The following is a 25,099-nucleotide window of genomic DNA, read 5'->3' as shown; positions in this document are numbered from 1 at the left end:
CTCAGCGGGCCGCTGCCGGGGTGGCAGAAGCGGGGCGGACGTCCTGCGCCCGGGTCAGCTCGTCCGCGCGCGGCGTCACCACGAAGCCGCGGCGGGCGGCCCAGATGTTGGTCTGGATGTGCAGCGGGATGAGCGCCACGTCCTCCAGCGCCATGCGCTCCAGCTCGATCAGCCGCTTCTGCCGCGCCTCCTCGTCCAGCATCTGCGAGGATTCCTCGAGGCCCCGGTCCAGCTCCGGATTGCAGTAGCGGCCGCGGTTGGAAGCGCCGAGGCCGGTCTCGCGGTTCGGGCAGGCGATCAGGTTGCGCAGCGGATGGCTGCCGTCCGGGTTCATGCCCCAGCCCACCAGGAACGCGGAGAGCTCGGCACGGCTGGCGCGGCCGATGAAGGTCGCCCAAGTCTGCGCGTCCACCGAGGTCCGGATGCCCACGCGGGTCCACATCTGGCCCACGGCCTGGATGATGCGCGCGTCGTTCGGGTAGCGGTCGTTCGGCCCGTGGATGGTCAGCCGGAAGCCGTTCGGGAAGCCGGCCTCGGCCAGCAGGCGGCGGGCGCCGTCGGGGTCGTAGCGCGGAACGGGGAAGCCCGGGATATGGCTGGTCACGCCCTCGGCGAGGAACTGGCCGGTCGGCGTGGCCGCGCCTTCCATCACGCGCGCCACCATGTTCGGGCGGTCGATCGCCATGGAGAGCGCGCGGCGGACCCTCACGTCCTTCAGAGGGTTGCGCGCGATGGGGCGACCGTCATTGTCGGTGACGAAGGGCGTCGCGTCCTCGCGCGAATGGTCGAGCGAGAGGAAGATGAGCCGCAGGCCGGTCGTCTCGTAGAGGGAAAGACGAGCGTCGGTGCGCAGCTTGGAGAGATCCGCCGTCGGCACCTGGTCGATCACGTCCACGTCGCCGGCCAGCAGCGCGGCGGTGCGGGCGGCGTCGTTGGTGATCATGCGGTAGTTCACGCGGGCGAAGGCCGGCCGCTCGCCATAGAAATTCTCGTTTCGCTCCAGCTCGATGCGGTCGCCATTGGCGTGGCGCACCACGCGAAAGGGGCCGGTGCCGATCGCCAGCTCGCCGCTGTTGAAGCGCTCGGTGGTGGCGCCCTCATGCGTCTCGCGGTCGAGGATGAAGATGTTGGTCATGTCCATCGGCAGCAGCGGATAGGGCGCGCGCGTGTGCAGCCGGATGGTCAGGGGGTCGACGATCTCCACCCGGGTGATCGGCCGGACGAAGAGGGTGAAGGAGGCCGGGCTGTTCGGCACGTTCGGCACGCGCGCGAAGGTGAAGGCCACGTCCTCGGCCGTGAACTCGCGGCCGTTGTGGAAGCGCACGCCGGGGCGGAGCTTGAACTCCCACACGGTGGGCTCCACCGCCCGCCAGCTCTCGGCGAGGCCGGGGATGCTGCGCGCGCGGTCGTCGGTCTCGACGAGCCGGCTGAAGATCATGCTCGCCGCCGCGTTGTTGGGCGAGAGCTGGTGGTAGTGCGGATCCAGGCTGGTGACCGGGGCCCCGACGGCCATGGTCAGGGTTTGCGCGGGGGCCTGGGTGGAAGCCAGTCCCAGGAGGCCGGCGGCGGCCAGGGCGCGGAGTGTCGTGCGCATTTTTTGGGGTCTCCCGGGATGCGGCGCGGCGAAGCGCGGCTTGTAGCAGCAAGCTAACAGCACAATCCAGGCCACCCCAACCTCTTCCGCAGGCACCCCGGGGAGAACCGCCTGCCTCCCTCGCAATCCGGGCCGGGGCTGCCTCGGTTCGCGCCAGTCCCGCCGACCGGGTTGCTGCGCCGCAAAAATGCCGCAGGCCGCGTGAAATCTCCGCACCAGCCATGCGTTGGGGAATCCGACGCCCGGCCACCCATAATGTGCTAGATGCCGCCCATGCCCATGACTGCCCATCCTTATGACTGAGGGTCCCATCGAAGCCCCGGTGATCCCGCCGCGGCCGCGCGCAGAGCCGCCGAAGAAGCCCTCCGGAAAGGAGCGGCCCAAGGCAGCGAAGCGTCCGCCCTTCCGGCTGTTCGGCGGCTTCGTCCGCAGCCTCTTCACCGTCGCCATCATCGGTGTGGTCGCGGCCGGCGTGGCGGGCTACGGCCTCTACCGCAAGCTCGAATCCGACCTTCCCGACTACCGCTGGCTCGCCGACTACCAGCCCCAGCAGATGAGCCGCATCTATGCCGGCGACAGCCGCCTGATGGCCGAGCTGGCCGCCGAGCGCCGGGTCTTCGTGCCGATCGAGGCGATTCCCCGCCGCCTCCAGCAGGCCTTCATCTCCGCCGAGGACCAGAATTTCGAGAGCCACCAGGGCGTCGACCCCGTCGCCCTGATCCGCGCCATCGTCACCAATGTGGAACAGTACGGCTCCGGCCGGCGCATGGTCGGCGCTTCCACCATCACCCAGCAGGTCGCGAAGAACATGCTGGTGGGCAGCGACCGCACCATCCTGCGCAAGGCGCGCGAGGCGCTGCTGGCCATCCGGCTGGAGAATGCCCTGCCCAAGTCGCGCATCCTCGAGATCTACCTGAACGAGATCTTTCTCGGCGCCCAGGCCTATGGCGTGGCCGCCGCCGCCCAGGCCTATTTCAACAAGTCCCTGGACGAGCTGACGATTTCGGAGACGGCCTTCCTCGCCGCCCTCCCCAAGGCACCCAACAACTACAACCCGCTCCGCTATCCCGAGCAGGCCCGCATCCGCCGCGACTGGGTCATCGACCGCATGGCCGAGGACCGGGTCATCACCACGGCCGAGGCCCAGGCCGCCAAGGCCGAGCCCATCCAGGCCCGCCCCTCCCGCCGGCCGGACATGGTCGCCGTCGGCGGCCACTTCACCGAGGAGGTCCGGCGCGAGCTCATCCAGCGCTTCGGCTCCGAGCAGACCCAGGGCGGCGGCCTCGTGGTCCGCACCAGCCTCGACCCGAATCTTCAGGCGGCGACCGAGACCGCCCTGCGCAACGGTCTGATGGCCTATGACCGCCGCCGCGGCGGCTGGCGCGGCGCCCTCGGCAAGAGCGCCTACGGCCCAACCGACTGGCTCCCGGCCCTGGAGGCCCTGCCCCGTCCGCCCGGCATGCTCAACGAGTGGCGCCAGGCCGTCGTGCTGGAGGTCCGCGAGCGCGAGGCCCGGCTCGGCTGGTTCGAGCGCCCCAACCCCCGCATCCCCTCCGAGCCGAAGACCGGCGTGGTCCTCCTGGAGGACCTGGCCTGGGCCCGCCCGGTGCTGCCGGCACAGCCGGGCCAGCCGCCGCGCCTCGGCAACCAGCCCCGCCGCGTCTCCGAGGTGCTCTCCGTCGGCGACGTCGTGATGGTGGAGCCGGAGCCCAACCGCCCCGTCGCGGCCGCCACGCCGCCGGCCCGCGGTGCCGCCGCGCCCGCCCCGGGGCCCCGGCAGGAGCGCCTTGCCCTCCGGCAGATCCCGGAGGTCGAGGGAGCTGTCGTCGCGCTCGACCCCAATACGGGCCGCGTCCTCGCCACCTCCGGCGGCTGGAGCTACGAGCGCAGCCAGTTCAACCGCGCCACCCAGGCGATGCGGCAGCCCGGTTCCTCCTTCAAGCCCTATGTCTACATCACCGCCCTGGAGAACGGCATTCCGCCGAATCAGCGCTTCCTCGACGGGCCGATCGAGGTCGCGACGGCGCAGGGCGTCTGGCGCCCAGGCAACTATGGCGGCGGGATGAGCGGCGGCTACGTCACCATGCGCTCGGCCCTGGAACGCAGCCTCAACCTCGTCACCGTCCGCATCGCGCAGGAGGTCGGCATCGACCGCGTGGCCGACACCGCCGCCCGCTTCGGCGTCATCGACAACATGCCGCGCTACCTCTCCATGAGCCTCGGCGCCGGCGAGACCACGGTGCTCCGCCAGGCCGCCGGCTATGCCAGCTTCGTGAACGGCGGCCGGCGCGTGGAGCCCACCTTCATCGACAGCGTGCAGGACCAGCGGGGACGGGTGATCTGGCGCAGCCAGGCGCGCGAATGCCCCGGCTGCGCTGCCGGGCCGGACGCCCAGCCGCCCCGCATCGCCGAGAACCGCCAGCAGATCGCCGACCCCATCGCGGCCTTCCAGATCGTGAACCTGCTGCAGGGCGCCGTGCAGCGCGGCACGGGCAGTCGCGCCGGCGCCGGCCTCAACCGCCCCGTCGCCGGCAAGACCGGCACCACCGACGACTACAAGGACAATTGGTTCGTCGGCTTCACGCCCGACATCGTGATCGCCGTCTGGATGGGCTACGACGACCCGCGCAGCCTCGGCAACGGCGAGACAGGCGGCGGCAACGCCGCGCCGATCTTCCGCGAGGTCGCGGCCGCGGCGCTCCAGGGCAGCCCGCCGGTGCCCTTCCGCGCGCCGCCGGGCGTCGCCCTCGTTCGCATCACGACGGACAACGGCCAGTCGATCCTCGAGGCCTTCCGCCCCGGCACCGAGAACGCGGCCACCGCGCCGACCGAGGTCAGCGGCGCAGGCGCGGCGGCCCGTGTGGACAGCGGGCTCGGGGGACTCTACTGAGAGCCCATGCGCGCCGATGCCACACAGTTGCACGAGCAGATCACCGCTTCGGTGGCCCTGCTGAGGAGGCATCTTTGACTGGGATGCCTCTCTCATCCGCCTCGCCGAGCTGAACGCCCGGGCCGAGGACCCCACCCTCTGGAATGACGCCGCCGAGGCCCAGCGCCTCATGCGCGAGCGTGGTCGCCTGGTCGAGCAGGTCGAGGGCGTGAAGAAGCTAGAGCAGTCTGTCGCCGATGCGATGGAGCTCATCGAGATGGCCGAGGCCGAGGGTGACACAGCCACCGCCGATGCCGCCGTTGCCGATCTCGAATCCTTCGCCGTCGAGGCCAAGCGCCGCGAGATCGAGAGCCTCCTCTCCGGTGAGGCCGACCACAACGACGCCTATATCGAGGTCAACGCCGGCGCCGGCGGCACCGAGGCCCAGGACTGGGCCGAGATGCTCATGCGCATGTACATGCGCTGGGCCGAGCGGCGCGGCTACAAGGTGGTCCTCACCGAGCAGTCCGAGGGCGAGGAGGCGGGCATCAAGTCCGCCACGCTCCAGGTCACCGGCGACAACGCCTTCGGCTGGCTCAAGACCGAAACGGGCGTGCACCGGCTGGTGCGCATCAGCCCCTTCGGCGGCAACGACAAGCGTCAGACCAGCTTCGCCAGCGTCTATGTCTATCCGGTGATCGACGACAAGATCGAGATCGAGGTCAACCCGGCCGACATCAAGACCGACACCTTCCGGGCGTCGGGCGCCGGCGGGCAGCACGTGAACAAGACGGAATCGGGCGTGCGCTTCACGCATATCCCGACCGGCATCGTCGCGGCCTCCACGCAGGACCGCAGCCAGCACCGCAATCGCGTGATCGCGATGGATATGCTGAAGGCGCGTCTCTACGAGCTGGAGCTGCGCAAGCGCGAGGCCATCAGCGACGGCATCGAGGCCGGCAAGACCGACATCGGCTGGGGCCACCAGATCCGGAACTACGTGCTGCAGCCGTATCAGCTGGTGAAGGACCTGCGCAGCGGGCTGGAGAAGGGGAACCCCTCCGCCGTGCTGGATGGGGACATCGACGACTTCATGGCGGCGGCGCTGGCCGCGCGCGTGGGGAACACGCGGTCGGATGCGAGTGCCTCGGCGCGGTAAAGGCCAGGGGCTCCGCCCCTGGACCCCGGCAGGGAACACGTTCCCTGCACCCTCATCTATAAAAGGGTCCAGGGCCAAAAGCCCTGATGGGGGGAACGCGAGGGGGGCGAAGCCCCTCTCGCCATGAAGTGGCTCAAGGCACCCGCGACCCTCCCCGTCGGCACGCGCATCTACGCCATCGGCGACATTCACGGCTGCGCCAACCAGCTGAAGGCCCTGCACGACCTTATCCGCGCCGACCTGAAGGAAAATCCGACCTCCGGCGCCTCCCTCGTCCATCTCGGCGACTTCATCGACCGCGGGCCCGATTCCGCCGGCGCCATCGAGGCCGTGATGGCCTTCGAGGCCTGCCCCGTCGTGAACCTGCGCGGCAATCACGAAGACACCCTCCTCGCCGCCCTCGACGGCGACGCCCCCAGCGCCACCGACTGGATGTACTACGGCGGCAGCCAGGCCCTCGCGAGCTGGGGCCTCGATTCCCTCGCCCCACGCGAGACCTGGGCCGCCGGCATCCCCGCCCCCCACATCGCCTTCCTGCGCGGGCTGCGGCTGCACCACCGCGTCGGCCCCTACCTCTTCGTCCATGCGGGAATCCGCCCCGGCATGCCCTTCGAAGAGCAGAAGCCCGAGGACCTGCTGCGCATCCGCGGTGCCTTCCTCGACAGCGAGGCCGACCACGGCATGATCGTCGTGCACGGCCACACCCCCGTCCGCGAGCGCGAGGCCGACCTGCGCGAGAACCGCATCAACCTCGACACCGGCGCCGTCTTCGGCGGCCCGCTCACCTGCGGCATTTTCGAGGAAGACCGCATCGGGATCCTGACCGCCTGAGGAGGGAGGGCCGATGATCGACCTGCCCGTCTCCTACCTGATCCAGGCGCTCGACCTGGTCGGCACCTTCGTCTTCGCCCTGAGCGGCGCGGTGCTCGGCACGCAGCGGAAGATGGACATCTTCGGCGTTCTGGTGCTGGCCTTCGCCACCGCCGTCTCCGGCGGCATCCTGCGCGACCTGCTGCTCGGCGCCGTGCCGCCCGAGGCCATCGCGAACTGGCATGCGCTGGCCATCTCCGTCGCCGCCGGCCTGCTCGCCTTCGGCTTCCAGCGCCCGATCGCGCGCTTCCAGACGCCCGTGCTGATCCTCGACGCCGCGGGCCTCGGCGTCTTCGCCGTCGCCGGCACCTACAAGGCGCTGGACCATGGCCTTCCGCCGCCCATGGCCGCGCTGCTCGGCATGCTGAGCGGCATCGGCGGCGGCATGGTGCGCGACGTACTGACGGCCCGCGTGCCGGTGGTGCTGCGCGCCGAGATCTACGCGGTCGCGGCCCTCGCGGCGGCGCTGGCGGTGGTCGCGGGCCATTGGCTTGGTCTCTCGCCCGCCATGGTCTCGCTGCCCGCCATCGGCCTCTGCCTGGCGCTGCGCCTGACGGCGATCTCGCGCGGCTGGAAGCTGCCGGTCGCGCCGAAGCAGGAGGAGTAGGCACAGCGGTTCCCTCTTGCGCTCCAGCCGATGGCGTAGCGCAATCGGAACCGCGGGATGCGCTGCGTGGAGAAAAGGTGCGGCATGGCCAAGCTGGTGTTCGGAATGAACCAGTCCCTGGACGGCTATGTCGACCACATGGCGTTTGCGCCAGACCCGACGCTCTTCCGCCACTTCATCGAGGAGGCTGAGGGGCAGGCGGGCAGTGTCTACGGTCGCCGGATGTATGAGGTCATGCGGTACTGGGACGACGAGCATCCTGAATGGGATGCGGAGCGACACGCCTTCGCCGCGGCGTGGCGCAGCCAGCCGAAATGGGTCGTCTCGCGCTCGTTGAAATCGGTCGGCCCCAACGCCAGGCTTGTTGCCGATGATCTTGAGGGCGCGATCCGCCAACTGAAGGCCGAGCGCGACGGAGAGATCGAAGTCGCCGGACCGGACCTGGCACGAAGCCTCACCGAACTTGGCCTGATCGACGAGTATCGAATCTACCTGCACCCCGTCGTGCTTGGTCACGGCAAGCCCTATTTCGCCGGCCCCTGGCCGCGGCTCCGCCTTATGAGCCACGATCGGATCGGCGAGGATGCGATCAGGTTGACCTACGTTCCTGCCTGATCCCGCGCCTCTCTCCGGAACCTGCCGGTCGGCAAAGACGGCGCCGTTACGGTCCTGCTGCTCGCGAGCCGGAAGGGCCAGGCGTCAGCCGCGGACCTGGCTGCGCAGCACGTGCTTCTGGATCTTGCCCGTGCTGGTCTTCGGCAGCTCCGAGAAGACGATCCGCTTCGGCGCCTTGAAGCCGGCCATGATCCCGCGGCAATGGGCGATGATCTCGGCCTCCGTGGCGCTCATGCCGATCTTCAGCTCGATGAAGGCGCAGGGCACCTCGCCCCATTTTTCGTCCGGCTGCGCGACCACGGCCGCCATCGCGACGGCGGGATGCTTGTACAAAGCATCCTCCACCTCGATGGACGAGATGTTCTCGCCGCCGGAGATGATGATGTCCTTCGAGCGGTCGCGCAGCTGGATGTAGCCATCCGGATGCTTCACCGCGAGGTCGCCCGTGTGGAACCAGCCGCCGGCGAAGGCCGCGTCCGTCGCCGCCTTGTCCTTCAGATAGCCCTTCATGACGCTGTTGCCCTGCATCATGACCTCGCCCATCGCGACGCCGTCGGCGGGGATGGGCCCCATCGTCTCCGGATCCATCACGTCCAGCCCTTCGAGCGCCACGTAGCGCACGCCCTGCCGCGCCATCAGCCGCGCCCGCTCGCCCGCGGCGAGGCCGTTCCATTCGCGGTGCCATTCGTTGGTGACGGAGGGGCCGTAGCACTCCGTCAGCCCGTAGACGTGCAGCACGTCGAATCCCGCCTCGCGGATCGCGGCGAGCACCGCCTCGGGCGGCGGCGCGCCGGCGACGACGAAGGTGATCGGCCCGGGCAGCGGGCGCTTCTCGGCCTCGGGCGTCGCGAGCAGCGTGCCCATCACGATCGGCGCACCGCACATGTGCGTGACGCCGTGCTCGGCGATGAGCGACCACATCGCGGGGCCGCGCACCGCGCGCAGGCAGACATGCGTGCCGGCCATTGCGGTGATGGTCCAGGGGAAGCACCAGCCGTTGCAATGGAACATCGGCAGCGTCCAGAGATAGACCGGATGCCGCCCCATCCCCGCCGAGAGCACGTTGCCGACCGCCAGCAGCTGCGCGCCGCGATGGTGGTACACCACGCCTTTCGGCTTGCCCGTCGTGCCGGAGGTGTAGTTGAGCGCGATGGCATCCCACTCGTCTGTCGGCATGGGCCAGGCGAAATCGGCGCAGCCCTCGGCGAGGAAGGCCTCGTAGTCGAGCCCGCCCAGCGTCTCCTCGGACGGCGCCTCGCTGTCGTTCACCTCGATGATCTCGGGCCGGTTCTCGCATTGCGCGAGCGCCGCGCGCAGCACCGGCACGAACTCGCGGTCCACGACCAGCACGCGCGCCTCGCCGTGGTCGAGGATATAGGCGATGGTCGCCGCATCGAGCCGCGTGTTGATGCTGTTCAGCACGCAACCGGCCATGGGCACGCCGTAGTGGCATTCCAGCATCGCGGGCGTGTTGGGCAGCATCGCCGCGACCGTGTCGCCGCGCCCGAGGCCGCGCTGCGCCAGCGCATGCGCGAGCTGAACGCAGCGCGCGCGCAGCTCGGCATAGCTGCGGCGGAGGCCGCCGTGCACGACGGCGAGATGATCGGGGAACACCGCCGCGCTGCGCTCCAGGAAGAGCAGCGGCGTCAGCGGCTGATGGTTCGCGGCGGCACGCGGAAGGGCGTCGTAATCGGAAGCGGACATCAGTGATCCTGCCAATGCGGGGCGCGCTTGCCGAGGAAGGCACCGATGCCCTCCGCGGCGTCGGCGGCCATCATGTTCTCGACCATCACTGCGCTCGCGGCGTCATAGGCTTCCGCGAGCGGAAGCCCCGCCTGTTCGAGGAAGCCGCGCTTGCCCATCCGGATGGTCACCGCCGAGCGCGCGGCCACCTGGGAGGCGAGCTCCAGCGCGGCGGCGCGCGCATCCCCGGCGATCCGGTTGATGAGGCCGAGATCCTTCGCCTCCTCCGCGCTCACCATGCGGCCCGTCAGCAGCATCTCCATCGCCGCCTTGCGCGGAACGGCGCGCGCGACCGCCACGGCCGGCGTCGAGCAGAAGAGGCCGATCTCCACGCCCGGCGTGCAGAACTTCGAGGCCGGCGTCGCCACCGCCATGTCGCAACTCGCGACGAGCTGGCAGCCGGCCGCCGTCGCGATGCCCTCGACCGCCGCGATCACCGGCACGGGATGATTCACCACCTGCTGCATCACCCGGCTGCACAGCGCCATGGTGCGCTTGTAGAATTCACGGCCGCCATCGGCCTCCTCGCGCGCCGCGGTCAGCTCGCGCAGGTCGTGCCCCGCGGAGAAGGCCGGTCCGTTCGCGGCCAGCACCACGCAGCGCGCATCCTCGACCGCAAGCAGTGCCTCGGCCAGCGCTTCCAGCATGCTGATGCTCAACGCATTGCGCGCCTTCGGACGATCCAGGGTGATGAGCGCGACACCGTCGTTGCGGGGCTCGATGGTGATCACGGCAGGCCTCCTTGCTCGAACAGGGCCTGTGGCAGACGATAGCGGCGCTGCCAGGCGATCCAGACGACATCCGTGGGACCCACGGCGTATTCCTCCACCTTCCAGCCTCCCGCCAGGCGCCGCCAGAGCACATAGGTGACACCGTTGTCGAACTGTTCGCTCTCCATCCGCGCACGATAGGGCGTCGTGGTCCAGTCGATCGTTCCTTCGCCGTCGGGCCGCCGCGGCTGCAGCACGCCGTAGGCGTACTCGCCGAAGCGCCGCAGCTCGCGCACGGTGAAATGGACCGGCCCGTTGGTGGCGCGCATCAGCGTCGGACGGATCGCATCCAGCAGGAGCCGCCGGTCCGGGTCGCCGCGGATGACGTCCATGGAATGCGGCTGCGCCCAGGCGGGCGGCGCCAGCAGCAGCAACGGCAGGGCGGCGCGGCGCGCGATCATTTGGCCAGCACTCCCGCGATCTCCTCGAGGATCATCGGATCGTCGATGGTCGGCGGCACCGTATAGCGCTCACCGTCGGCGATCTTGCGGATCGTCCCGCGCAGGATTTTTCCCGAGCGTGTCTTGGGCAGGCGCGCAACCACGCGCGCCTCCTTGAAGGCCGCGACCGGCCCGATGCGCTCGCGCACCAGCGCGACGAGCTCCCGCGCCACGTCGCCATCCGCACGATTCACGCCGGCCTTCAGCACCACGAGACCCAGCGGCGCCTGGCCCTTCAGCGCATCGGCCATGCCGACCACCGCGCATTCCGCCACGTCCGGATGCGCCGCCAGCACCTCCTCCATCGCGCCGGTGGAGAGGCGGTGGCCGGCGACGTTGATGATGTCGTCGGTGCGGCCCATCACCCAGGCGAAGCCCTCCTCGTCGATCATCCCGGCATCCGAGGTGTCGTAGAAGCCGGGGAATGTGGAGAGATAGGCCTCGCGGTAGCGCTGCTCGGCGTTCCACAGCGTCGGGGCGCAGCCCGGCGGCAGCGGCAGCTTCAGCACCAGAGCGCCCTGCGTGCCGCGCGGCACCTCATGTCCCTCGATGTCGAGCACGCGCAGGTCGAAGCCCGGCGAGGGCTTCCCGCCGGAACCCGGATGCGGCTCGAACAAGCCGAAGCCGCGGAAGCCGGCGGTGATGGGCCAGCCGGTCTCGGTCTGCCACCAATGGTCCACCACCGGCACGCCGAGCTTTTCCGCGGACCACACCGCGGTCGGCGGATCGCAGCGCTCGCCGGCGAGGTAGAGCGCCTCCAGCTTGGAGAGGTCATGCTGCTTCATCAGCGCGCCCTCCGGATCCTCCTTGCGGATGGCGCGGATCGCGGTGGGCGCGGTGAAGAGCACGCGCACGCCATGCTCGGCGCAGACGCGCCAGAAGGTGCCGGCATCGGGGGTGCCGACCGGCTTGCCCTCGAAGAGCACCGAAGTGCAGCCCGCCAGCAGCGGCGCATAGACGATGTAGGAATGCCCCACGACCCAGCCGACATCCGAGGCCGTCCAGAAGACATCCCCTGCGCCGAGCCCGTAGATCATCCGCATGCTGGCATGCAGCACCACGGCGTGCCCGCCATGGTCGCGCACGATGCCCTTGGGCTTTCCCGTCGTGCCGCTGGTGTAGAGGATATAGAGCGGGTCCGTCGCCGCCACGTCCACGCAGGGATGCGGCGTGCCGGTAGCTTCCGCCTCCGCGTAGTCGAAGTCGCGGCCCGCGACCATCGTGCAGCCCTGCTGCTCGCGCTGGAGGATCAGGCAAAAGTCCGGCTTGTGCGCCGCCATGCCGATCGCCGCGTCCAGCAGCGGCTTGTAGGCGACGATGCGCCCCGGCTCGATGCCGCAGCTCGCCGAGAGGATCGCCTTGGGTGTCGCGTCGTCGATCCGCGCTGCGACCTCCGCCGCCGCGAAGCCGCCGAAGACCACCGAATGGACCGCCCCCAGCCGCGCGCAGGCCAGCATGGCGATCGCCGCCTCGGGCACCATGGGCATGTAGAGGAGGACGCGGTCGCCCTTCGCCACGCCGCGCACTGCCAGAGCGCCAGCCAGCCGGCTCACCCGCTCCAGCATCTCGGCATAGCTGAAGCGGCGGATCGTTCCGGTGACGGGGCTGTCGTAGAGGATCGCCGTCTGCGCCCCGCGCCCGGCCGCGACATGCCTGTCCAGCGCGTTGTGGCAGGTGTTCAGCACGCCGTCGGGGAACCAGCGGCCGTAGAGGCCCATCGATCCGTCGAAGGCGCGGGAGGGCGGGCGCGTCCAGTCGAGGCCGTCAGCGGCTTCCAGCCAGTAGGCTTCCGGATCGGCACGCCACCGCGCGACCGCGGCGTCATAACCCGTCATGGACCGTTCTCCTCCATGAAGGAAAATGACCCCACGGGCGTTGCTTCGCAAGCACGACCGCAGCACTCTCCGCACCATGTTCACGCGCTTCGCGGCCCTGCCCGGCAACCTCCGCGGCGCGATCCTCATGTCCCTGAGCGCGATGCTCTTCGCGACCGAGGCGCTGTTCATCCGCTGGCTGAACCACCGAGGCGTGCCCACTTCGACGCAGCTTTTCGTGCGGTCCTTCGGGCAGCTCGTCTGGGTCCTGCCCATGGTCCTGACCGCCGGAACCGGCGTGTTCCGGACCCGGCGCGTGGGAATGCACCTCATGCGCGGCTTCTGCTCCACTGCGACCTGGGGCCTCTACTTTCTGTCTTTCGCCTATCTGAACCTGGCCACGGCGACGGTCCTCTCCTTCACCAACGTCATGTTCACGACGATGCTGGCCGGGCCGCTGCTGGGCGAGCGCGTAGACCGCGCCCGCTGGGCCGGCACGATCGCCGGGCTGTTGGGCGTCGCCGTGATGCTGCGGCCGGGCGCCGACATCCCGCTGACTGGCGCCCTGGTGGCACTGGGCGCCGCCTTCTCCTGGTGCGGCATCACGCTGAGCTCGCGCAGCCTCTCGCGCACCGAGCGGACGGAGACGGTGTTGGCCTGGGTCGGGCTGATCACCACCACCTGCACTCTGCCCTTCGCCGTCGCGGGCTGGACGCCGCTCAACCTCGGCGACGTGGTCATCCTGACGGTCTTCGGCCTCTTCACGCCGGGGATCATCTGGCTGGTGACCGAGGCGCTGCGGGCTGGCGAGGCCAGCGCGGTGGCGCCCTTCCAGTATCTGCGCCTCGTGGTGATCACCGCCGTCGGCTGGGCGCTCTGGGGCGAGGTGCCGGACGGCTGGACCTGGCTGGGCGCGATCGTGATCCTCTCGGGCGCCGTGGTCATCACCGTGAGCGAGGCGAGGAGAAGATGATGTCTCGCGCGCCGGAGGCGCGACGGTGACCCTCGCCCTCCAGGCCGCGCCGCTCGTGTTGCTGCTGGCGCTGCTCGCCAGCGGCCGGGCGAGCCCGCTGGCCGCCTGCGGCATCGCCCTGGCCGCGGCGATCCCGGCCATCGCGGTGACCATCCCCGACGGCGTCTCCGTCCCGGACGTCCTGCTGCGCGAGAGCCCGCGCGCCGCCTTCCTCGCCCTCCAGCCCATCGCCGTCGTGGCGGGCGGGCTGCTCTTTCATGCCGCTGTCGTGCAGGCGCGCGACGCCGCGCCGCGCGAGGCCACGCCCGCGCGCATCTTCGCCGTGGCCCTGCCGATGGGCGTCTTCCTGGAAAGCGTCACCGGCTTTGCGGTCGGCGCCGTCTTCGCCCTCTCGGCGCTGCGCGGCATGGGGATCGGCGGCGCGGTCGCCATCGCGCTGGCGCTCCAGTCGCAGGTCATGGTGCCCTGGGGCGCGCTCGGGCCCGGATCGGCGCTGGGCGCGGTGCTCGCGGGCGTGCCGGCGCAGGAGATGGTGGCACAGGTCGCGCGCCCGAACGCCGCCTGGATCCTGGCCCTCGCCCCCGTGCTCTGGTGGATGCAGGCCCGCGCCGGCGTGCCGGTGCCGCCGCGCGAGAAGGCGATGCAGGCGCTGATGCTGGCTGTCATGGCGGCGCTGCTGGTCGCGCTGCACGCCATCCTGCCCTTCGAGACGGTGGGGCTGGTGGCGAGCGGGATCGTCGCCGTCTGGGCGCTCTGGCGCTCCGACCGGCCGCGCGACCTGCGCTCGGCGCTCCAGGCAAGCTGGCCCTATCTCCTGCTGACGGCCTGCCTGCTCGCCGCGCGGCTGGCGCCCCATCCACCGGCCTTCCGGCCCTTTCCGGAATTGCCGGGCATCCCGATCACCCATGTCGCCGTGGTGCTCTGGATCGTCGCCTTCGGCCTGCTGGCCACGCACGCCGACGGCCTGTCCCGCGCCGCCACCGCGCTGCGCCGGGCAAAACGCCCAGCCGCGGCCATGCTGCTCTACGTGCTGCTCGGCCGCTGGCTGGCCGGCAGCGGCGTGGCGCAGGCTCTCGCCCAGGCGCTGATCGAAGGCAAAGGCGTGCTTGCCGCCTATGCCATGGTGCCGATGGGCTTTCTGGGCGGCTTCATCACCGGCAGCAATGTCGGCGGCAATGCCGCGCTGATGCCGATCCAGGTGGCGCTGGGGCGGGAGCTCGGCCTTCCCACCCTCCTCGCCCCCGCCCTGCACAACTTCGCGGGCGGCGCCGGCGCGGGCATGAGCATCGCCGCGACGGCCATGCTCTGCGCCCTCCTCGCCGACGGCACGCGTCCCGTGCAAGTCTGGCGCCTCATGCTGCCTTCCATGGCGCTGGTGGTGCTGATGGGCACGCTGGCGCTGCTGTTCCTGGAGTAACGATGGCCGACTGGCAGACTGCTGAGCGCCGACTGCTGCGCGACAAGATCCTGCGCCCGCTCATCCAGCGCGTCGGGCCCTGCACGATGGAGCACATCCCGCGGGAGCCCTACGAGGCGCTGGTCCGCGCCATCTCGCACCAGCAGGTGCACGCCCGCGCGGCCGAGGCGATCCTCGGCCGCTTCATCGCGCTTCATCCGCATGAGTCCTTCCCGCCGCCCCGCTTCGTGCTCGACCTGCCGCCCGAGGCACTGCGCGGCTGCGGCTTCTCCGGCTCCAAGACCGCCGCCATCCGCGACATCGCCGAGAAGGCGGTCGGCGGGCTGGTGCCGAGCCTGGAAGAGGCCGCCGATATCGACGATGCGACGCTGATCCAGCGCCTCGTCACTATCCGCGGCGTCGGTCAGTGGACGGTGGAGATGGTACTGATGTTCACCCTCGGCCGCACCGACATCCTGCCCGTGGACGATTTCGGCGTGCGCGACGGATGGAAGCTGCTCACCGGCGCGGAGGAGCAGATCAAGCCGAAGGAGCTGGCCGCGATCGGCGAGGCCTGGAAGCCCTGGCGCAGCGTGGCGGCCTGGTATCTGTGGCGGGCGTCGGATGAGGGGAAGAAGGTGAGAAAGGCGGCGGCGTAGGAGCGTCAGTTCTCGTCCGGGCCTATCAGCGCATCGATATCCCGCTGCGCGTGCAGCACTCTCCAGATCTCGATGCGGTCTGCGAATTCGACATAGAAGACAAGGTAAAGATATCGCCGGATCATGAGGCTGCGCAGCCCGGCAATCCGCAATCGTTGTCCGTGACCTGGTGAGTCGGCAGCGGAATGCCGGGCAATCCTCGCCAGGGCTGCCTCCACAGCGTCGGCGAAACGCACGGCGACCTTCTCGCTGGCCATCGCATGGTAGCCATGGATCGCCTGCTCAATATCGATACGGGCTTGCCGTCTGGGAGCGAGGGGCTTGCCGCTCACACAGTTTTGCGGCCGCGCGCAATCTCCCGAAGATCTTCAAAGAAGGCGTCGTCCACGGGTGCTTCCAGGGGGGAATTGGCGCCGTCCAGCAGCATCCGGCGGAGCTTCTGCCGGTCCTGATCCTGGCGGATGAGGTCGCGCATGTACTCACTGCTGGTGCCGTAGCCGCGGCCGGCGACCTGCTCATCGACGAAGGCCTTGAGCGCCTCGGGCAGCGAGATGTTCATCGTGCTCATAGCGGCAATCTAGGATTCTTGGCAAAATTTGGCAAGAATCACTTACCCACATAGGCCGTCGCATCGATCTCCACGAGGCAATCCGGCGAGCCCAGCCCGGTCACGATGCACGAGACCCGATGCGGCGGGTCCTCGGCGAAATTGGCGAAGTAGACCTCGTTCATCGGCGCCCAGTTGGCACGGTCCGTCACATAGACGGTGCACTTCACCACGTCCTTCAACGTGCCGCCGGCGGCCTCGATCAGCGCGCGGATGTTGTCGATGGTCTGCTGGGTCTGCGCCCTGATGTCGCCGACGGCGAATCGGCCCTCGACGTCGCGGCCCGTCGAGCAGGCGAAGACGAAGCCGCCCGCCTCCGTCGCCTGGGCGAAGGGTAGGCTCGGCCGGAAGACCTTGTCGGTGGAGATGGCGCGCTTGGGCATGGCGGATCCTTCAGGAGGAGTGCCAGCCCAGGCTGCCGAATTCGTCCTGCCGCGTCGACGGGGACGAGACCCTACTTGCCGTAGTAGGGCGCGGGCGCCGGCACGTAGCCCGGCGGCGGGTAGCCATAGCCATAGGCCGGAGGGGGCGGAGTCGGCGTGGTGGCCGCACCGACGACCGCGCCGGTGGCGCCGCCTGCCAGGGCGCCGATCGCCGCGCCGCGCCCGCCGCCCGCCAGACCGCCGATGGCCGCGCCGCCCAGTGCGCCGATCCCCGCGCCGCCCAGGGCCCGCTGGCCGGGGTCGTAGGGGTTGGTGCAACCTGCGCCGAGCAGGGCCACGCCCGCCAGCAGAACCACCGTCGTCTTATGCATTCTGCCGTGCTCCATCGGATGGCATGTTTTGGAACGCTATCATCGCACCTAACGCTCAACAATTGGTTTCGCTGCCGGCTCTGTCGAGTTCACGCCCCGGCGACAACATCTTACGCTGCCAGAAATCCCTGAGGATCTTCCCGATGAATCCCTCCCTGGCCGAAGGCCGCATCCCCGTCCTCGATATCGGACCTTTCCTGCGCGGCGAGGCCGGCGCAAGGCAGGAATTGGCCCATCATGTGGCACGGAGCTGCGAGGACACCGGCTTCCTGGTCTTCGCCGGCCACGGCATCGACCAGGCGCTGATCGACGGCTGCTTCGCCGCCGCGGCCGAATTCTTCGCCCTGCCGGAGGACCAGAAGCTCGCGCTGAAGATCGGCGATATCAACCTGGGCTTCCTGCCGACGGGCGCGCAGACCATCCGCACCTCCAAGGTCGCCGAGGTGAAGAAGCCGAACCTCAACGAGAGCTTCTACATCATGAAGGACCTGGCGCCGGACGATCCGGATGTGCTGGGGAAAAAGCCCTTCGCCGAGCCCAACAAGTGGCCGCCCGCCCTGCCCGGCTTCCGCACCGCGGCCATGGCCTATTTCACCGCCATGAAGGCGCTGGCGCACCGCATGCTGCCGGTCTTCGCCGAGGCGCTTGAGCTCGCGCCCGACTATTTCGACGGCGACTTCACCGACCCGACCTGCACTTTGCGCCTGATCCGCTACCAGCCGCAGCCCGAGGACGAAGGCGACCGCTTCGGCTTCGCGCCGCATATCGACACGAACTTCACCACCTACCTCGCGCAGTCCGCGCTGCCGGGCCTCGAGGTGCGCACGCGCGAGGGCGAGTGGCTGCGCCCGCCGGCAATCCCCGGCACCTTCGTCGTGAACACGGCGGAAATGCTGGGCCGCTACAGCAACGACCGCTTCGCGCCGACACCGCACCGGGTCGTGAACAACAACAAGGAGATGCGCTACGCCATCCCCTTCTTCTACGGCCCGGACAACGACGCGATCATCAAATGCGTGCCGAGCTGCGTGAGCGCTGACAATCCGGCGCGCTACGAGGACCTGCTCTACATGGACCATCGGCTGAAGCTGAACCGGACCAACTTCGCGCACCGGCAGGCGGCGCCGGCCGAGGCCTGACAGCGCCCGGCATCACCGCCGGGCAGAATCGGGTCTGCCCTTCAAGGAATCCGGCCGCAAAGCGGCCGAGGGCATTGTCTCAATGCGCGAGGGCCGCCGACGCCTTCTGCTCGGCCGGCGCGCGGGTGCGCAGCGGCAGGTCGCGCATGCCGAGCGCCGCGACCACCGCCACCGCCATCCCCGCCGCGCAGGCCAGGAAGGCGATGTGGAAGGCGCCGTCCAGGGAGGCCTGCACCTGCGGCAGCAGCGCTGCCGGGATATGGGCCAGGGCCCCGCCCGCCCCGCGGGTCTCGCCCAGGTCGATCCTCGCGGTGATTCCCTGCTCCAGCAGCCGGGAGGCGAAGGTCGCGCTCAGCACCGTGCCGACCACCGTGCTGCCGAAGGCGCCGCCCATGGAGCGCAGGAACAGCAGGCAGCCCGTGGCGGTGCCGATGTCGCGATGCTCCGCGGCGTTCTGCACGGTGATCAGGCTGCTCGGCATCACCATGCCGATCGCGAAGCCGAGCACGAGCTGGAAGGTGACCAGGACTGCCTTCGGCGTGCCGGTGCCAGCCACCGCGAGGAGCAGGAATCCCAGCACGCAGCCGCTCAGCCCGCCGACCAGGATCGCCTTCATCCGCCCGCGCCGCCGGGCCGTGCGGCCGGCGAACCAGGCGCCGAAGCAGTTCGCGGCGAGGAAGGGCACGACCAGCGCGCCGGACGTGGCGGCATTCACCCCCCAGACGAGCTGGAAGAAGAGCGGCAGCAGGAAGGTGCCGCCGAACAACCCCATCGAGGCGAAGAAGGCGATGATCACGCCGCGCACGAAGACCGGGTTGGCGAAGAGGTGCGGCGGCAGCAGCGGATCCGGGAAGCGCCGCTGCTGCACCGTCAGCAGCAGCACCAGCGCCAGCCCGGCCGCACCGAGGCCGAGGATCACCGGCGAGGTCCAGGGCATCTCCACCCCGCCCCAGGTCAGCATCAGCAGCCAGGCGCTGACCGCGGAGGTCAGCAGCCCGGCGCCGACCCAGTCGATCCGCGCCTTGCGAGGGGCCGTCTTCAGCAGGCGCAGCGCGCGGTCGCACAGGATCATGGCGATCAGCGCGATCGGCAGGTTGATCCAGAAGATCCAGCGCCAGGACAGGGCCTCGGTGGCCCAGCCGCCAATGATCGGCCCGGCCGTCGACGCCACGCCCCAGGTGGAGGCCATGAAGACCTGGTAGCGGCCGCGCTCGCGCGGGCTGACCACGTCGGCGATGGAGGCCTGCGCCATGGCCATCAGCCCCGCGCCGCCCACGCCCTGCAGCGCCCGCGCCGCGATCAGCTCGCCCAGGCTGGTCGCCAGGGCGCAGAGGGCCGAGGCGAGCGCGAAGATCGCGAGCGCCACCAGGAGCAGCTTCCGGCGGCCGTAGATATCGGAGAGCTTGCCGTAGATCGGCGTCATCGCCGTGGAGGTCAGCAGGTAGGCCGAGACGATCCAGGCCAGGTGGCTGAAGCCGTTGAGATCGGCGGCGATGGCCGGCACGGCGGGGATCACGACGGTCTGGTCGATCGCGGCCAGGAAGATGCAGAGCAGGATGCCGCTCAGCACCTTCAGGATCTGGCGATGGGTGAAGTTGTGGGGGATGTCGCCAGGTTGGGGCGCTGCCATGGTCGATGTGGCGGGAGCCTGCATCAGTCGTCGGTCCTCGTTCCGCTGCCGCATGACGGGGCATGCGGAGGGGTCACGCGGACGGCAGGCGTGCCGCCGTCGCTTTGTCGCGGTGCAGCATCGCGCGATGAGGCCGCCGGCTCAACCCGATAGATGGGCAGGTCTGCCGCGCGGCGGGTGCTGGATGAAGAATAGGTCAGGCCCGGGAAAGAGTCCGGGCCTCCCGAGTCGGCGCCGATGCGGGCCGCCGCTGCCCGTCAGCCGGCATTCTGCGGCTGGATGCCGGCGGCGCGGGCCGCGGCGCCCCATTTCTCCATCTCGGCGATGGTGAAGTCGCGGCTCTGCTCCGGCGTCAGGGTGGATACCTCGGCCCCGAGCGTCTTGTGGCGGTCCAGCACGTCCGGGCGGTTCAGCGCGGCCACGATCTCGCGATGCAGCCGCGCCACCACCGGCTCCGGCATGTTCGCCGGCCCGATCACCATGCCCCAGGTCGAGGCCTCGAAGCCGGGCAGGAACTCTCCCATCGTCGGAACATTCGGCAGCTGCGGCGCGCGCTGGGCGCCCGTCGTCGCCAGGGCCTTGAGCGCGCCCGACTGGATGTGCCCGAGCGCGGCCGGCACCGTATCGAACATCACGTCCACCCGGCCGGCCATGAGGTCCGGATGGGCCTGGGTGCTGCCGCGATAGGGCACGTAGGTGAGCTGGGTGTTGGTCCGCTGGGCGAAGAGCAGGGGCGCCAGCCGCACCACGCCCGCCGTACCGGCGAAGGTGAAGTGACCCGGCGGGTTGCGGCCCGCCAGCGCGACGAACTCGGCCGGCGTATTGGCCGCGAAGTCCTTGGACGCGCACATCACCAGGGGCGTGCGCGTGGTCAGCGTCAGGAAGGTGAAGTCGCGGATCGTGTCGTAGGGCAGCCGGTAGAAGGCGGCGTTGACCGGATGGCCGACCGAGACCAGGCCCAGCGTGTGCCCGTCCGTCGCCTTGGCGATGACATCCGTGCCGATCACGCCGTCGGCGCCGGCGCGGTTCTCCACCGGCACCGGCTGGCCGAGCGCGGCCGCCATGGGCTCGGCGATCAGCCGCGCCGTGATGTCGGAGACACCACCCGGCGTGTAGGGCACGATCATCCGGACGGGCCGCGTCGGAAAACCCTGCGCGCGCAAGGCGTTGGCGCCGATGAGGAGGGAAGGCGCGGCGAGCAGGGCCGCGCGGCGGTGCAGGGTCATGGGACGTTTCTCCAGACCGGGATTGGCCCCCGGTTACCGGCTTATGCTGCGGCATGTCGGGCGTCGCGTGAAGGGAAAGCTGCGCGCATGGCTTCCGCGCTTTCACTCGGGCCCCTTTGGCCCTATCTCCCGCGGATGACCGAGACTCCGCTGCACCTGATCCGCAACTTCTCCATCATCGCGCATATCGACCATGGGAAGTCCACGCTCGCCGATCGCCTGATCCAGACGACCGGCACGGTGGCTGCGCGCGACATGAAGGAGCAGCTTCTCGACAGCATGGAGCTGGAGCGCGAGCGCGGCATCACCATCAAGGCGCAGACCGTCCGCATCAGCTACCCCGCCAAGGACGGCCAGACCTACACGCTCAACCTCATGGACACGCCGGGCCATGTGGACTTCGCCTACGAGGTCAGCCGCTCGCTGGCCGCCTGCGAGGGGTCCCTGCTGGTGGTCGACGCCTCCCAGGGCGTCGAGGCGCAGACGCTGGCCAATGTCTACCAGGCGCTGGATGCGGGGCACGAGATCGTGCCCGTGCTCAACAAGATCGACCTGCCCGCCGCCGAGCCGGACCGGGTGAAGCAGCAGATCGAGGACGTGATCGGCCTCGACGCCTCCGATGCGGTGATGATCAGCGCCAAGACCGGGCTGAATATCGAGGGCGTGCTGGAGGCCATCGTCACCCGCCTGCCGCCGCCGAAGGGCGACGCCTCGAAGACGCTGACCGCGCTGCTGGTCGACAGCTGGTACGACGCCTATCTCGGCGTGGTGGTGCTGGTGCGGGTGCGCGACGGGCACCTGCGCAAGGGCCAGCGCATCCGCATGATGTCGAACGGCGCCGTCCACACCGTGGAGCAGGTGGGCATCTTCACGCCGAAGATGATCGCCTGCGAGAGCCTCGGGCCGGGCGAGATGGGCTACGTCACCGCCGCCATCAAGACGGTGGCCGACACCAATGTCGGCGACACCATCACCGACGACCGCAACCCCGCGGCCGAGGCGCTGCCGGGCTTCAAGCCCAGCATTCCCGTGGTGTGGTGCGGCCTCTACCCCGTCGATGCCGACGACTTCGAGAAGCTGCGCGAAAGCGTCGGCAAGCTGCGGCTGAACGACAGCAGCTTCCACTACGAGATGGAGACCTCGGCGGCGCTCGGCCTCGGCTATCGCTGCGGCTTCCTCGGCCTGCTGCATCTGGAGATCGTGCAGGAGCGGCTGTCGCGCGAGTTCGACCTCGACCTGATCGCGACGGCGCCCAGCGTGGTCTACAAGCTGAAGAAGACCAACGGCGAGGAGATGGACCTCCACAATCCCGCCGACATGCCGGATCCCAGCCAGATCGAGGAAATCCAGGAGCCCTGGATCAAGGCCACCATCATGGTGCCGGACGAGTATCTCGGCCCGGTCCTGACCCTGTGCAACGAGCGCCGCGGCCGGCAGGTAGAGCTGACCTATGTCGGCAGCCGCGCCATGGCGGTCTACATGCTGCCGCTGAACGAGGTGGTGTTCGACTTCTACGACCGCCTCAAGTCGATCAGCCGCGGCTATGCCAGCTTCGACTATTCCATCGAGGGCTACGAGGCCGGCGACCTCGTGAAGATCTCCATCCTCGTGAATGCCGAGCCTGTCGATGCGCTGTCCTTCATGGCTCACCGCAACCAGGCCGACCGCCGCGGCCGGCAGATCTGCGAGAAGCTGAAGGAGCTGATCCCGCGGCAGCTCTTCAAGATCCCCATCCAGGCCGCGATCGGCGGCCGGGTGATCGCGCGCGAGACCATCTCGGCCATGTCGAAGGACGTGACGGCGAAGTGCTATGGCGGCGATATCAGCCGCAAGCGCAAGCTTCTGGACAAGCAGAAGGAAGGCAAGAAGCGCATGCGGCAGTTCGGCAAAGTCGAGATCCCGCAGAGCGCCTTCATCGCCGCCCTCAAGATGGACGCCTGAGACGCGCGATGACCCAAGGCGCTGGGGCGCTGCCGGTCTGAAGCACGCGCCCAGGCACGTCAGAACTTCTCGACCCAGGGCCTGACCTCGATCTCCCAGGACCAGGCGCTGCGGTGCTGGCGCAGCAGGTCGACATAGCATTGCGCGACGGCGTCGGGGTCGAGCGTGCTGTCCGGCCGGTCCGCCGGGTCGGGGCGTTGGGCAGCGCGCACACCGCCATCGACGACGACATGGGCGACATGGATGCCCTGCGGGGCCAGCTCCCGCGCCGCGCTCTGCGCCAGCCCCCGCAGCGCGAACTTGCCCATGGCGAAGGGCGCGGAGAGCGCGAATCCCTTGACCCCCGCGGTGGCGCCGGTCAGCAGGATCGCGCCCTTGCCAGCCGGCAGCATGCGCTTCGCCGCCTGCCGCACCGCGTAGAAGGCGCCCAGCGCCGAGACGGCGAGGGCCTTCCCGACCTCGGCGGGGTCGAGCTCGGCGATGGGGCCGCGGACCCGGCCGCTGGCGTTGTAGATCACGATCTCCGGCGCGCCGATCCGCGCCTCCGTCTCGGCGAAGAGCCGCTCGACCTCGCCGGCGTCGCTGGCATCGACCGGCAGCGCGACGGCGCCCGTCTCGGCGGCCAGCGGCGCCAGCCGGTCGGGGTGCCGGGAGGCGACCACGACCGGAATTCCTGCGGCGCGCAGGAGCCGGGTGAGGGACCCGCTGATGCCCGGCCCGGCACCGATGATGAGCGCGCTGCGGTAGGGGATGTCGGTCATGGTGTCACCGTCGGATGGGTGTTGGGGACGATCGCGGGCCCGGGTTCCGTCCTGTCCTCGGACAGGGGGGCCGCGTTGATGTCGAGGATCTCGCCCAGCCACATGGCATGGGTCAGGTGATCGCGCCTGGAATGGCCCGTCTCGGGATGGATCAGCACGGCGAGCCCGCGCCGGTTGAGCATGAGCCAGGGCACAAGGCGGGCGAATTCGGCGGGCGCGAAGGCCACCTGGTACATCGGCCGCGTGTGCGGGCCGACCAGCCGGTCGTGCCAGCGGCCGAGGAGGACGGAGAAGCGCTGGGCGATCTCCTCGCGCAGGATCTCGGCGGCGGCGCGCTGGTCCGGCCCGTCGAAATAGACATGGGCGTGATAGCCCTGGATCATGTCGAGCGGCTGCACGGTCATGGCGGGGCGGAACTCCCGGGGAATGGCGATGGACGCCGGATTGGCCCAGACATGGGGGCGTCTTTCCGATTTGCAGGAAAGCCGCGTCCGGATTCGAAGATGAGCAGAGGAGGAAGCATGAAGGCCATCCAGATCGACCGCTATGGCGGCCCCGAGGTCCTTGTCCGGCGTGATCTTCCCGTGCCCGTCCCCGCATCCGACGAGGTGCTGATCCGCCTCGCCCATTCGGGCATCAACTTCATGGACGTGCACACGAGGCAGGGGAAGTACGACGGCTCCCGCACCTATCCGGTGCGCATTCCGACGACGCTCGGCATCGAGGGCGCAGGTGTCGTCGAGGCCGTCGGGCGGAACGTCATCGATCTGCAGCCCGGCGACCGCGTCGCCTATTGCCTGCACTGGGGCAGCTACGCCGAATACGCCGTCGTTCCGGCCTGGCGCGTCGTCCCCGTGCCGGATGCGCTCCCGCTCGACCGCGCCGCGGCTTCCATGTTCCACGGGCTGACGGCACATTACCTCGCCGATGATCTCGGCCGGCTCGGCCCGGGCGTGACCTGCCTGGTCCACTCCGCCTCGGGCGGCATCGGCCAGCTCCTGGTGCAGCTCGGGACGCGGATGGGCGCCACGGTCATCGCCACGACGAGCACGCCGGAGAAGGCTGAGGTGGCCCGCCAGCGCGGCGCCGCGCATGCGCTGCTCTACGAGGAGGGCCGCTTCGCCGACGCCGTGCGGGACCTCACTGGCGGCCGGGGCGCCGACGTGGTCTTCGATCCCATCGGCCGTACCACCCTGCGCGACAGCTTCCGGGCCACGCGCAAGCGCGGGCTTGTGGTGGCCTTCGGTTCGGTCAGCGGCTCGGTCCGCGACCTCGACCCGATCGAGCTCGGCGAGGCCGGATCGCTCTTCCTCACCCGCCCGCGCCTCGCGGACCACCTGCCCGACGGCCCGACCGTCCGCCGCCGCGCGGCCGACATCTTCTCCGGGCTGCTGGACGGGGCGCTTTCGCTCGACATCGCCGCACGCTTCACGCTGGACGACGTGGAAGAAGCCCATGCCGCGCTGGAGGAGCGCCGCCTGATCGGCAAGCCGCTGCTCGACTTGCCCCTGGTCGACTTGCCGCCCCGCTGA

The 25,099-nt window shown here is 69.9% G+C and carries 24 protein-coding genes; 11 read left to right on the top strand and 13 right to left on the bottom strand.

Features of this window, described 5'->3' with window-relative positions; translation table 11 throughout:
- Nucleotide 1: 1 nt before the first annotated feature.
- Nucleotides 2-1,594 carry an ABC transporter substrate-binding protein gene (locus AC1ROY_RS18355; protein ID WP_493150306.1) on the bottom strand — a complete coding sequence of 531 codons (1,593 nt, stop codon included), beginning with the start codon at nt 1,592-1,594 and terminating at the stop codon, nt 2-4.
- Nucleotides 1,595-1,889: 295 nt separating this feature from the next.
- On the opposite strand from AC1ROY_RS18355, the gene AC1ROY_RS18350 reads away from it, so the two are divergent.
- The 5 genes from AC1ROY_RS18350 (at nt 1,890) to AC1ROY_RS18330 (ending at nt 7,714) form a co-directional block, all read left to right on the top strand.
- Nucleotides 1,890-4,484, top strand: coding sequence for a penicillin-binding protein 1A (locus AC1ROY_RS18350; protein WP_493150305.1), 2,595 nt, complete (start codon nt 1,890-1,892; stop codon nt 4,482-4,484).
- A gap of 6 nt (nt 4,485-4,490) precedes the next feature.
- A protein-coding gene (gene prfB / locus AC1ROY_RS18345; protein WP_493150304.1) for a peptide chain release factor 2 occupies nt 4,491-5,622 on the top strand; the annotation gives its coding sequence in 2 pieces (ribosomal slippage) (nt 4,491-4,559 and nt 4,561-5,622; 1,131 coding nt in all).
- Nucleotides 5,623-5,745: 123 nt separating this feature from the next.
- Nucleotides 5,746-6,453, top strand: a complete 708-nt coding sequence (locus AC1ROY_RS18340; protein WP_493150303.1) for a metallophosphoesterase family protein — start codon at nt 5,746-5,748, stop codon at nt 6,451-6,453.
- Nucleotides 6,454-6,466: 13 nt separating this feature from the next.
- Nucleotides 6,467-7,099, top strand: a complete 633-nt coding sequence (locus tag AC1ROY_RS18335; protein WP_493150302.1) for a trimeric intracellular cation channel family protein — start codon at nt 6,467-6,469, stop codon at nt 7,097-7,099.
- 84 nt (nt 7,100-7,183) lie between these two features.
- On the top strand, nt 7,184-7,714 hold the full coding sequence (locus tag AC1ROY_RS18330) for a dihydrofolate reductase family protein (protein WP_493150301.1): 531 nt from the start codon (nt 7,184-7,186) through the stop codon (nt 7,712-7,714).
- 84 nt (nt 7,715-7,798) lie between these two features.
- On the opposite strand, the gene AC1ROY_RS18325 is transcribed toward AC1ROY_RS18330, so the two are convergent.
- Genes AC1ROY_RS18325 through AC1ROY_RS18310 form a run of 4 tightly spaced genes read right to left on the bottom strand, consistent with a single transcriptional unit; the run spans nt 7,799 to nt 12,502 of the window.
- On the bottom strand, nt 7,799-9,418 hold the full coding sequence (locus AC1ROY_RS18325) for an acyl-CoA synthetase (RefSeq protein WP_493150300.1): 1,620 nt from the start codon (nt 9,416-9,418) through the stop codon (nt 7,799-7,801).
- A complete protein-coding gene (locus AC1ROY_RS18320; RefSeq protein ID WP_493150299.1) occupies nt 9,418-10,188 on the bottom strand; it encodes an enoyl-CoA hydratase in 771 nt (256 codons plus the stop codon). Before AC1ROY_RS18320 ends, AC1ROY_RS18325 begins: the two co-directional genes overlap by 1 nt.
- On the bottom strand, nt 10,185-10,628 hold the full coding sequence (locus AC1ROY_RS18315; protein ID WP_493150298.1) for a hypothetical protein: 444 nt from the start codon (nt 10,626-10,628) through the stop codon (nt 10,185-10,187). The genes AC1ROY_RS18320 and AC1ROY_RS18315 overlap by 4 nt, the downstream gene beginning before the upstream one ends.
- Nucleotides 10,625-12,502: a propionyl-CoA synthetase gene (locus AC1ROY_RS18310; RefSeq protein WP_493150297.1), complete on the bottom strand. Its 1,878-nt coding sequence runs from the start codon at nt 12,500-12,502 to the stop codon at nt 10,625-10,627. The genes AC1ROY_RS18315 and AC1ROY_RS18310 overlap by 4 nt, the downstream gene beginning before the upstream one ends.
- Before the next feature lie 25 nt (nt 12,503-12,527).
- On the opposite strand from AC1ROY_RS18310, the gene AC1ROY_RS18305 reads away from it, so the two are divergent.
- The 3 genes from AC1ROY_RS18305 to AC1ROY_RS18295 are packed head-to-tail and all read left to right on the top strand — an operon-like array spanning nt 12,528 to nt 15,509.
- Complete coding sequence (locus AC1ROY_RS18305; RefSeq protein ID WP_493150296.1) at nt 12,528-13,454, top strand: DMT family transporter; 927 nt, start codon at nt 12,528-12,530, stop codon at nt 13,452-13,454.
- Between the two features lie 25 nt (nt 13,455-13,479).
- On the top strand, nt 13,480-14,871 hold the full coding sequence (locus tag AC1ROY_RS18300) for an L-lactate permease (protein WP_493150295.1): 1,392 nt from the start codon (nt 13,480-13,482) through the stop codon (nt 14,869-14,871).
- A 2-nt stretch (nt 14,872-14,873) separates the two neighbouring features.
- Entirely contained in the window at nt 14,874-15,509 is a 636-nt protein-coding gene (locus AC1ROY_RS18295) for a DNA-3-methyladenine glycosylase family protein (protein ID WP_493150294.1), read from the top strand.
- Nucleotides 15,510-15,514: 5 nt separating this feature from the next.
- On the opposite strand, the gene AC1ROY_RS18290 is transcribed toward AC1ROY_RS18295, so the two are convergent.
- From AC1ROY_RS18290 to AC1ROY_RS18275, 4 genes are all read right to left on the bottom strand, one after another.
- A complete protein-coding gene (locus AC1ROY_RS18290) occupies nt 15,515-15,841 on the bottom strand; it encodes a type II toxin-antitoxin system RelE/ParE family toxin (RefSeq protein WP_493150293.1) in 327 nt (108 codons plus the stop codon).
- Nucleotides 15,838-16,077 (bottom strand): type II toxin-antitoxin system ParD family antitoxin, encoded by a 240-nt coding sequence (locus AC1ROY_RS18285; RefSeq protein ID WP_493150292.1) that lies wholly within the window; start codon nt 16,075-16,077, stop codon nt 15,838-15,840. Before AC1ROY_RS18285 ends, AC1ROY_RS18290 begins: the two co-directional genes overlap by 4 nt.
- 38 nt (nt 16,078-16,115) lie before the next feature.
- Complete coding sequence (locus tag AC1ROY_RS18280) at nt 16,116-16,499, bottom strand: RidA family protein (protein ID WP_493150291.1); 384 nt, start codon at nt 16,497-16,499, stop codon at nt 16,116-16,118.
- Between the two features lie 71 nt (nt 16,500-16,570).
- Nucleotides 16,571-16,870 carry a YMGG-like glycine zipper-containing protein gene (locus tag AC1ROY_RS18275; protein ID WP_493150290.1) on the bottom strand — a complete coding sequence of 100 codons (300 nt, stop codon included), beginning with the start codon at nt 16,868-16,870 and terminating at the stop codon, nt 16,571-16,573.
- Between the two features lie 143 nt (nt 16,871-17,013).
- Here AC1ROY_RS18275 and AC1ROY_RS18270 point away from each other — a divergent pair, with 143 nt between their 5' ends.
- Nucleotides 17,014-18,009: an isopenicillin N synthase family dioxygenase gene (locus tag AC1ROY_RS18270; RefSeq protein WP_493150289.1), complete on the top strand. Its 996-nt coding sequence runs from the start codon at nt 17,014-17,016 to the stop codon at nt 18,007-18,009.
- A 79-nt stretch (nt 18,010-18,088) separates the two neighbouring features.
- Here AC1ROY_RS18270 and AC1ROY_RS18265 read toward each other — a convergent pair whose 3' ends face one another.
- Nucleotides 18,089-19,663 (bottom strand): MDR family MFS transporter, encoded by a 1,575-nt coding sequence (locus AC1ROY_RS18265; RefSeq protein WP_493150288.1) that lies wholly within the window; start codon nt 19,661-19,663, stop codon nt 18,089-18,091.
- 233 nt (nt 19,664-19,896) lie between these two features.
- Entirely contained in the window at nt 19,897-20,865 is a 969-nt protein-coding gene (locus tag AC1ROY_RS18260) for a Bug family tripartite tricarboxylate transporter substrate binding protein (protein WP_493150287.1), read from the bottom strand.
- Between the two features lie 135 nt (nt 20,866-21,000).
- On the opposite strand from AC1ROY_RS18260, the gene lepA reads away from it, so the two are divergent.
- Nucleotides 21,001-22,806: a translation elongation factor 4 gene (lepA, locus tag AC1ROY_RS18255; protein ID WP_493150286.1), complete on the top strand. Its 1,806-nt coding sequence runs from the start codon at nt 21,001-21,003 to the stop codon at nt 22,804-22,806.
- A gap of 59 nt (nt 22,807-22,865) precedes the next feature.
- Here lepA and AC1ROY_RS18250 read toward each other — a convergent pair whose 3' ends face one another.
- Together AC1ROY_RS18250 and AC1ROY_RS18245 are read right to left on the bottom strand one after the other, a co-directional pair.
- Nucleotides 22,866-23,567 (bottom strand): SDR family NAD(P)-dependent oxidoreductase, encoded by a 702-nt coding sequence (locus AC1ROY_RS18250; protein ID WP_493150285.1) that lies wholly within the window; start codon nt 23,565-23,567, stop codon nt 22,866-22,868.
- The gene (locus AC1ROY_RS18245) at nt 23,564-23,971 is read right to left on the bottom strand and encodes a DOPA 4,5-dioxygenase family protein (RefSeq protein WP_493150284.1); all 408 of its coding nucleotides are present in this window, start codon (nt 23,969-23,971) and stop codon (nt 23,564-23,566) included. The genes AC1ROY_RS18250 and AC1ROY_RS18245 overlap by 4 nt, the downstream gene beginning before the upstream one ends.
- A gap of 117 nt (nt 23,972-24,088) precedes the next feature.
- On the opposite strand from AC1ROY_RS18245, the gene AC1ROY_RS18240 reads away from it, so the two are divergent.
- Entirely contained in the window at nt 24,089-25,099 is a 1,011-nt protein-coding gene (locus tag AC1ROY_RS18240; protein ID WP_493150283.1) for a quinone oxidoreductase family protein, read from the top strand.

The organism is Roseococcus sp. GW821-FHT12F05, from assembly GCF_058806835.1.
This window is presented reverse-complemented; position numbering and strand designations above follow the sequence as displayed.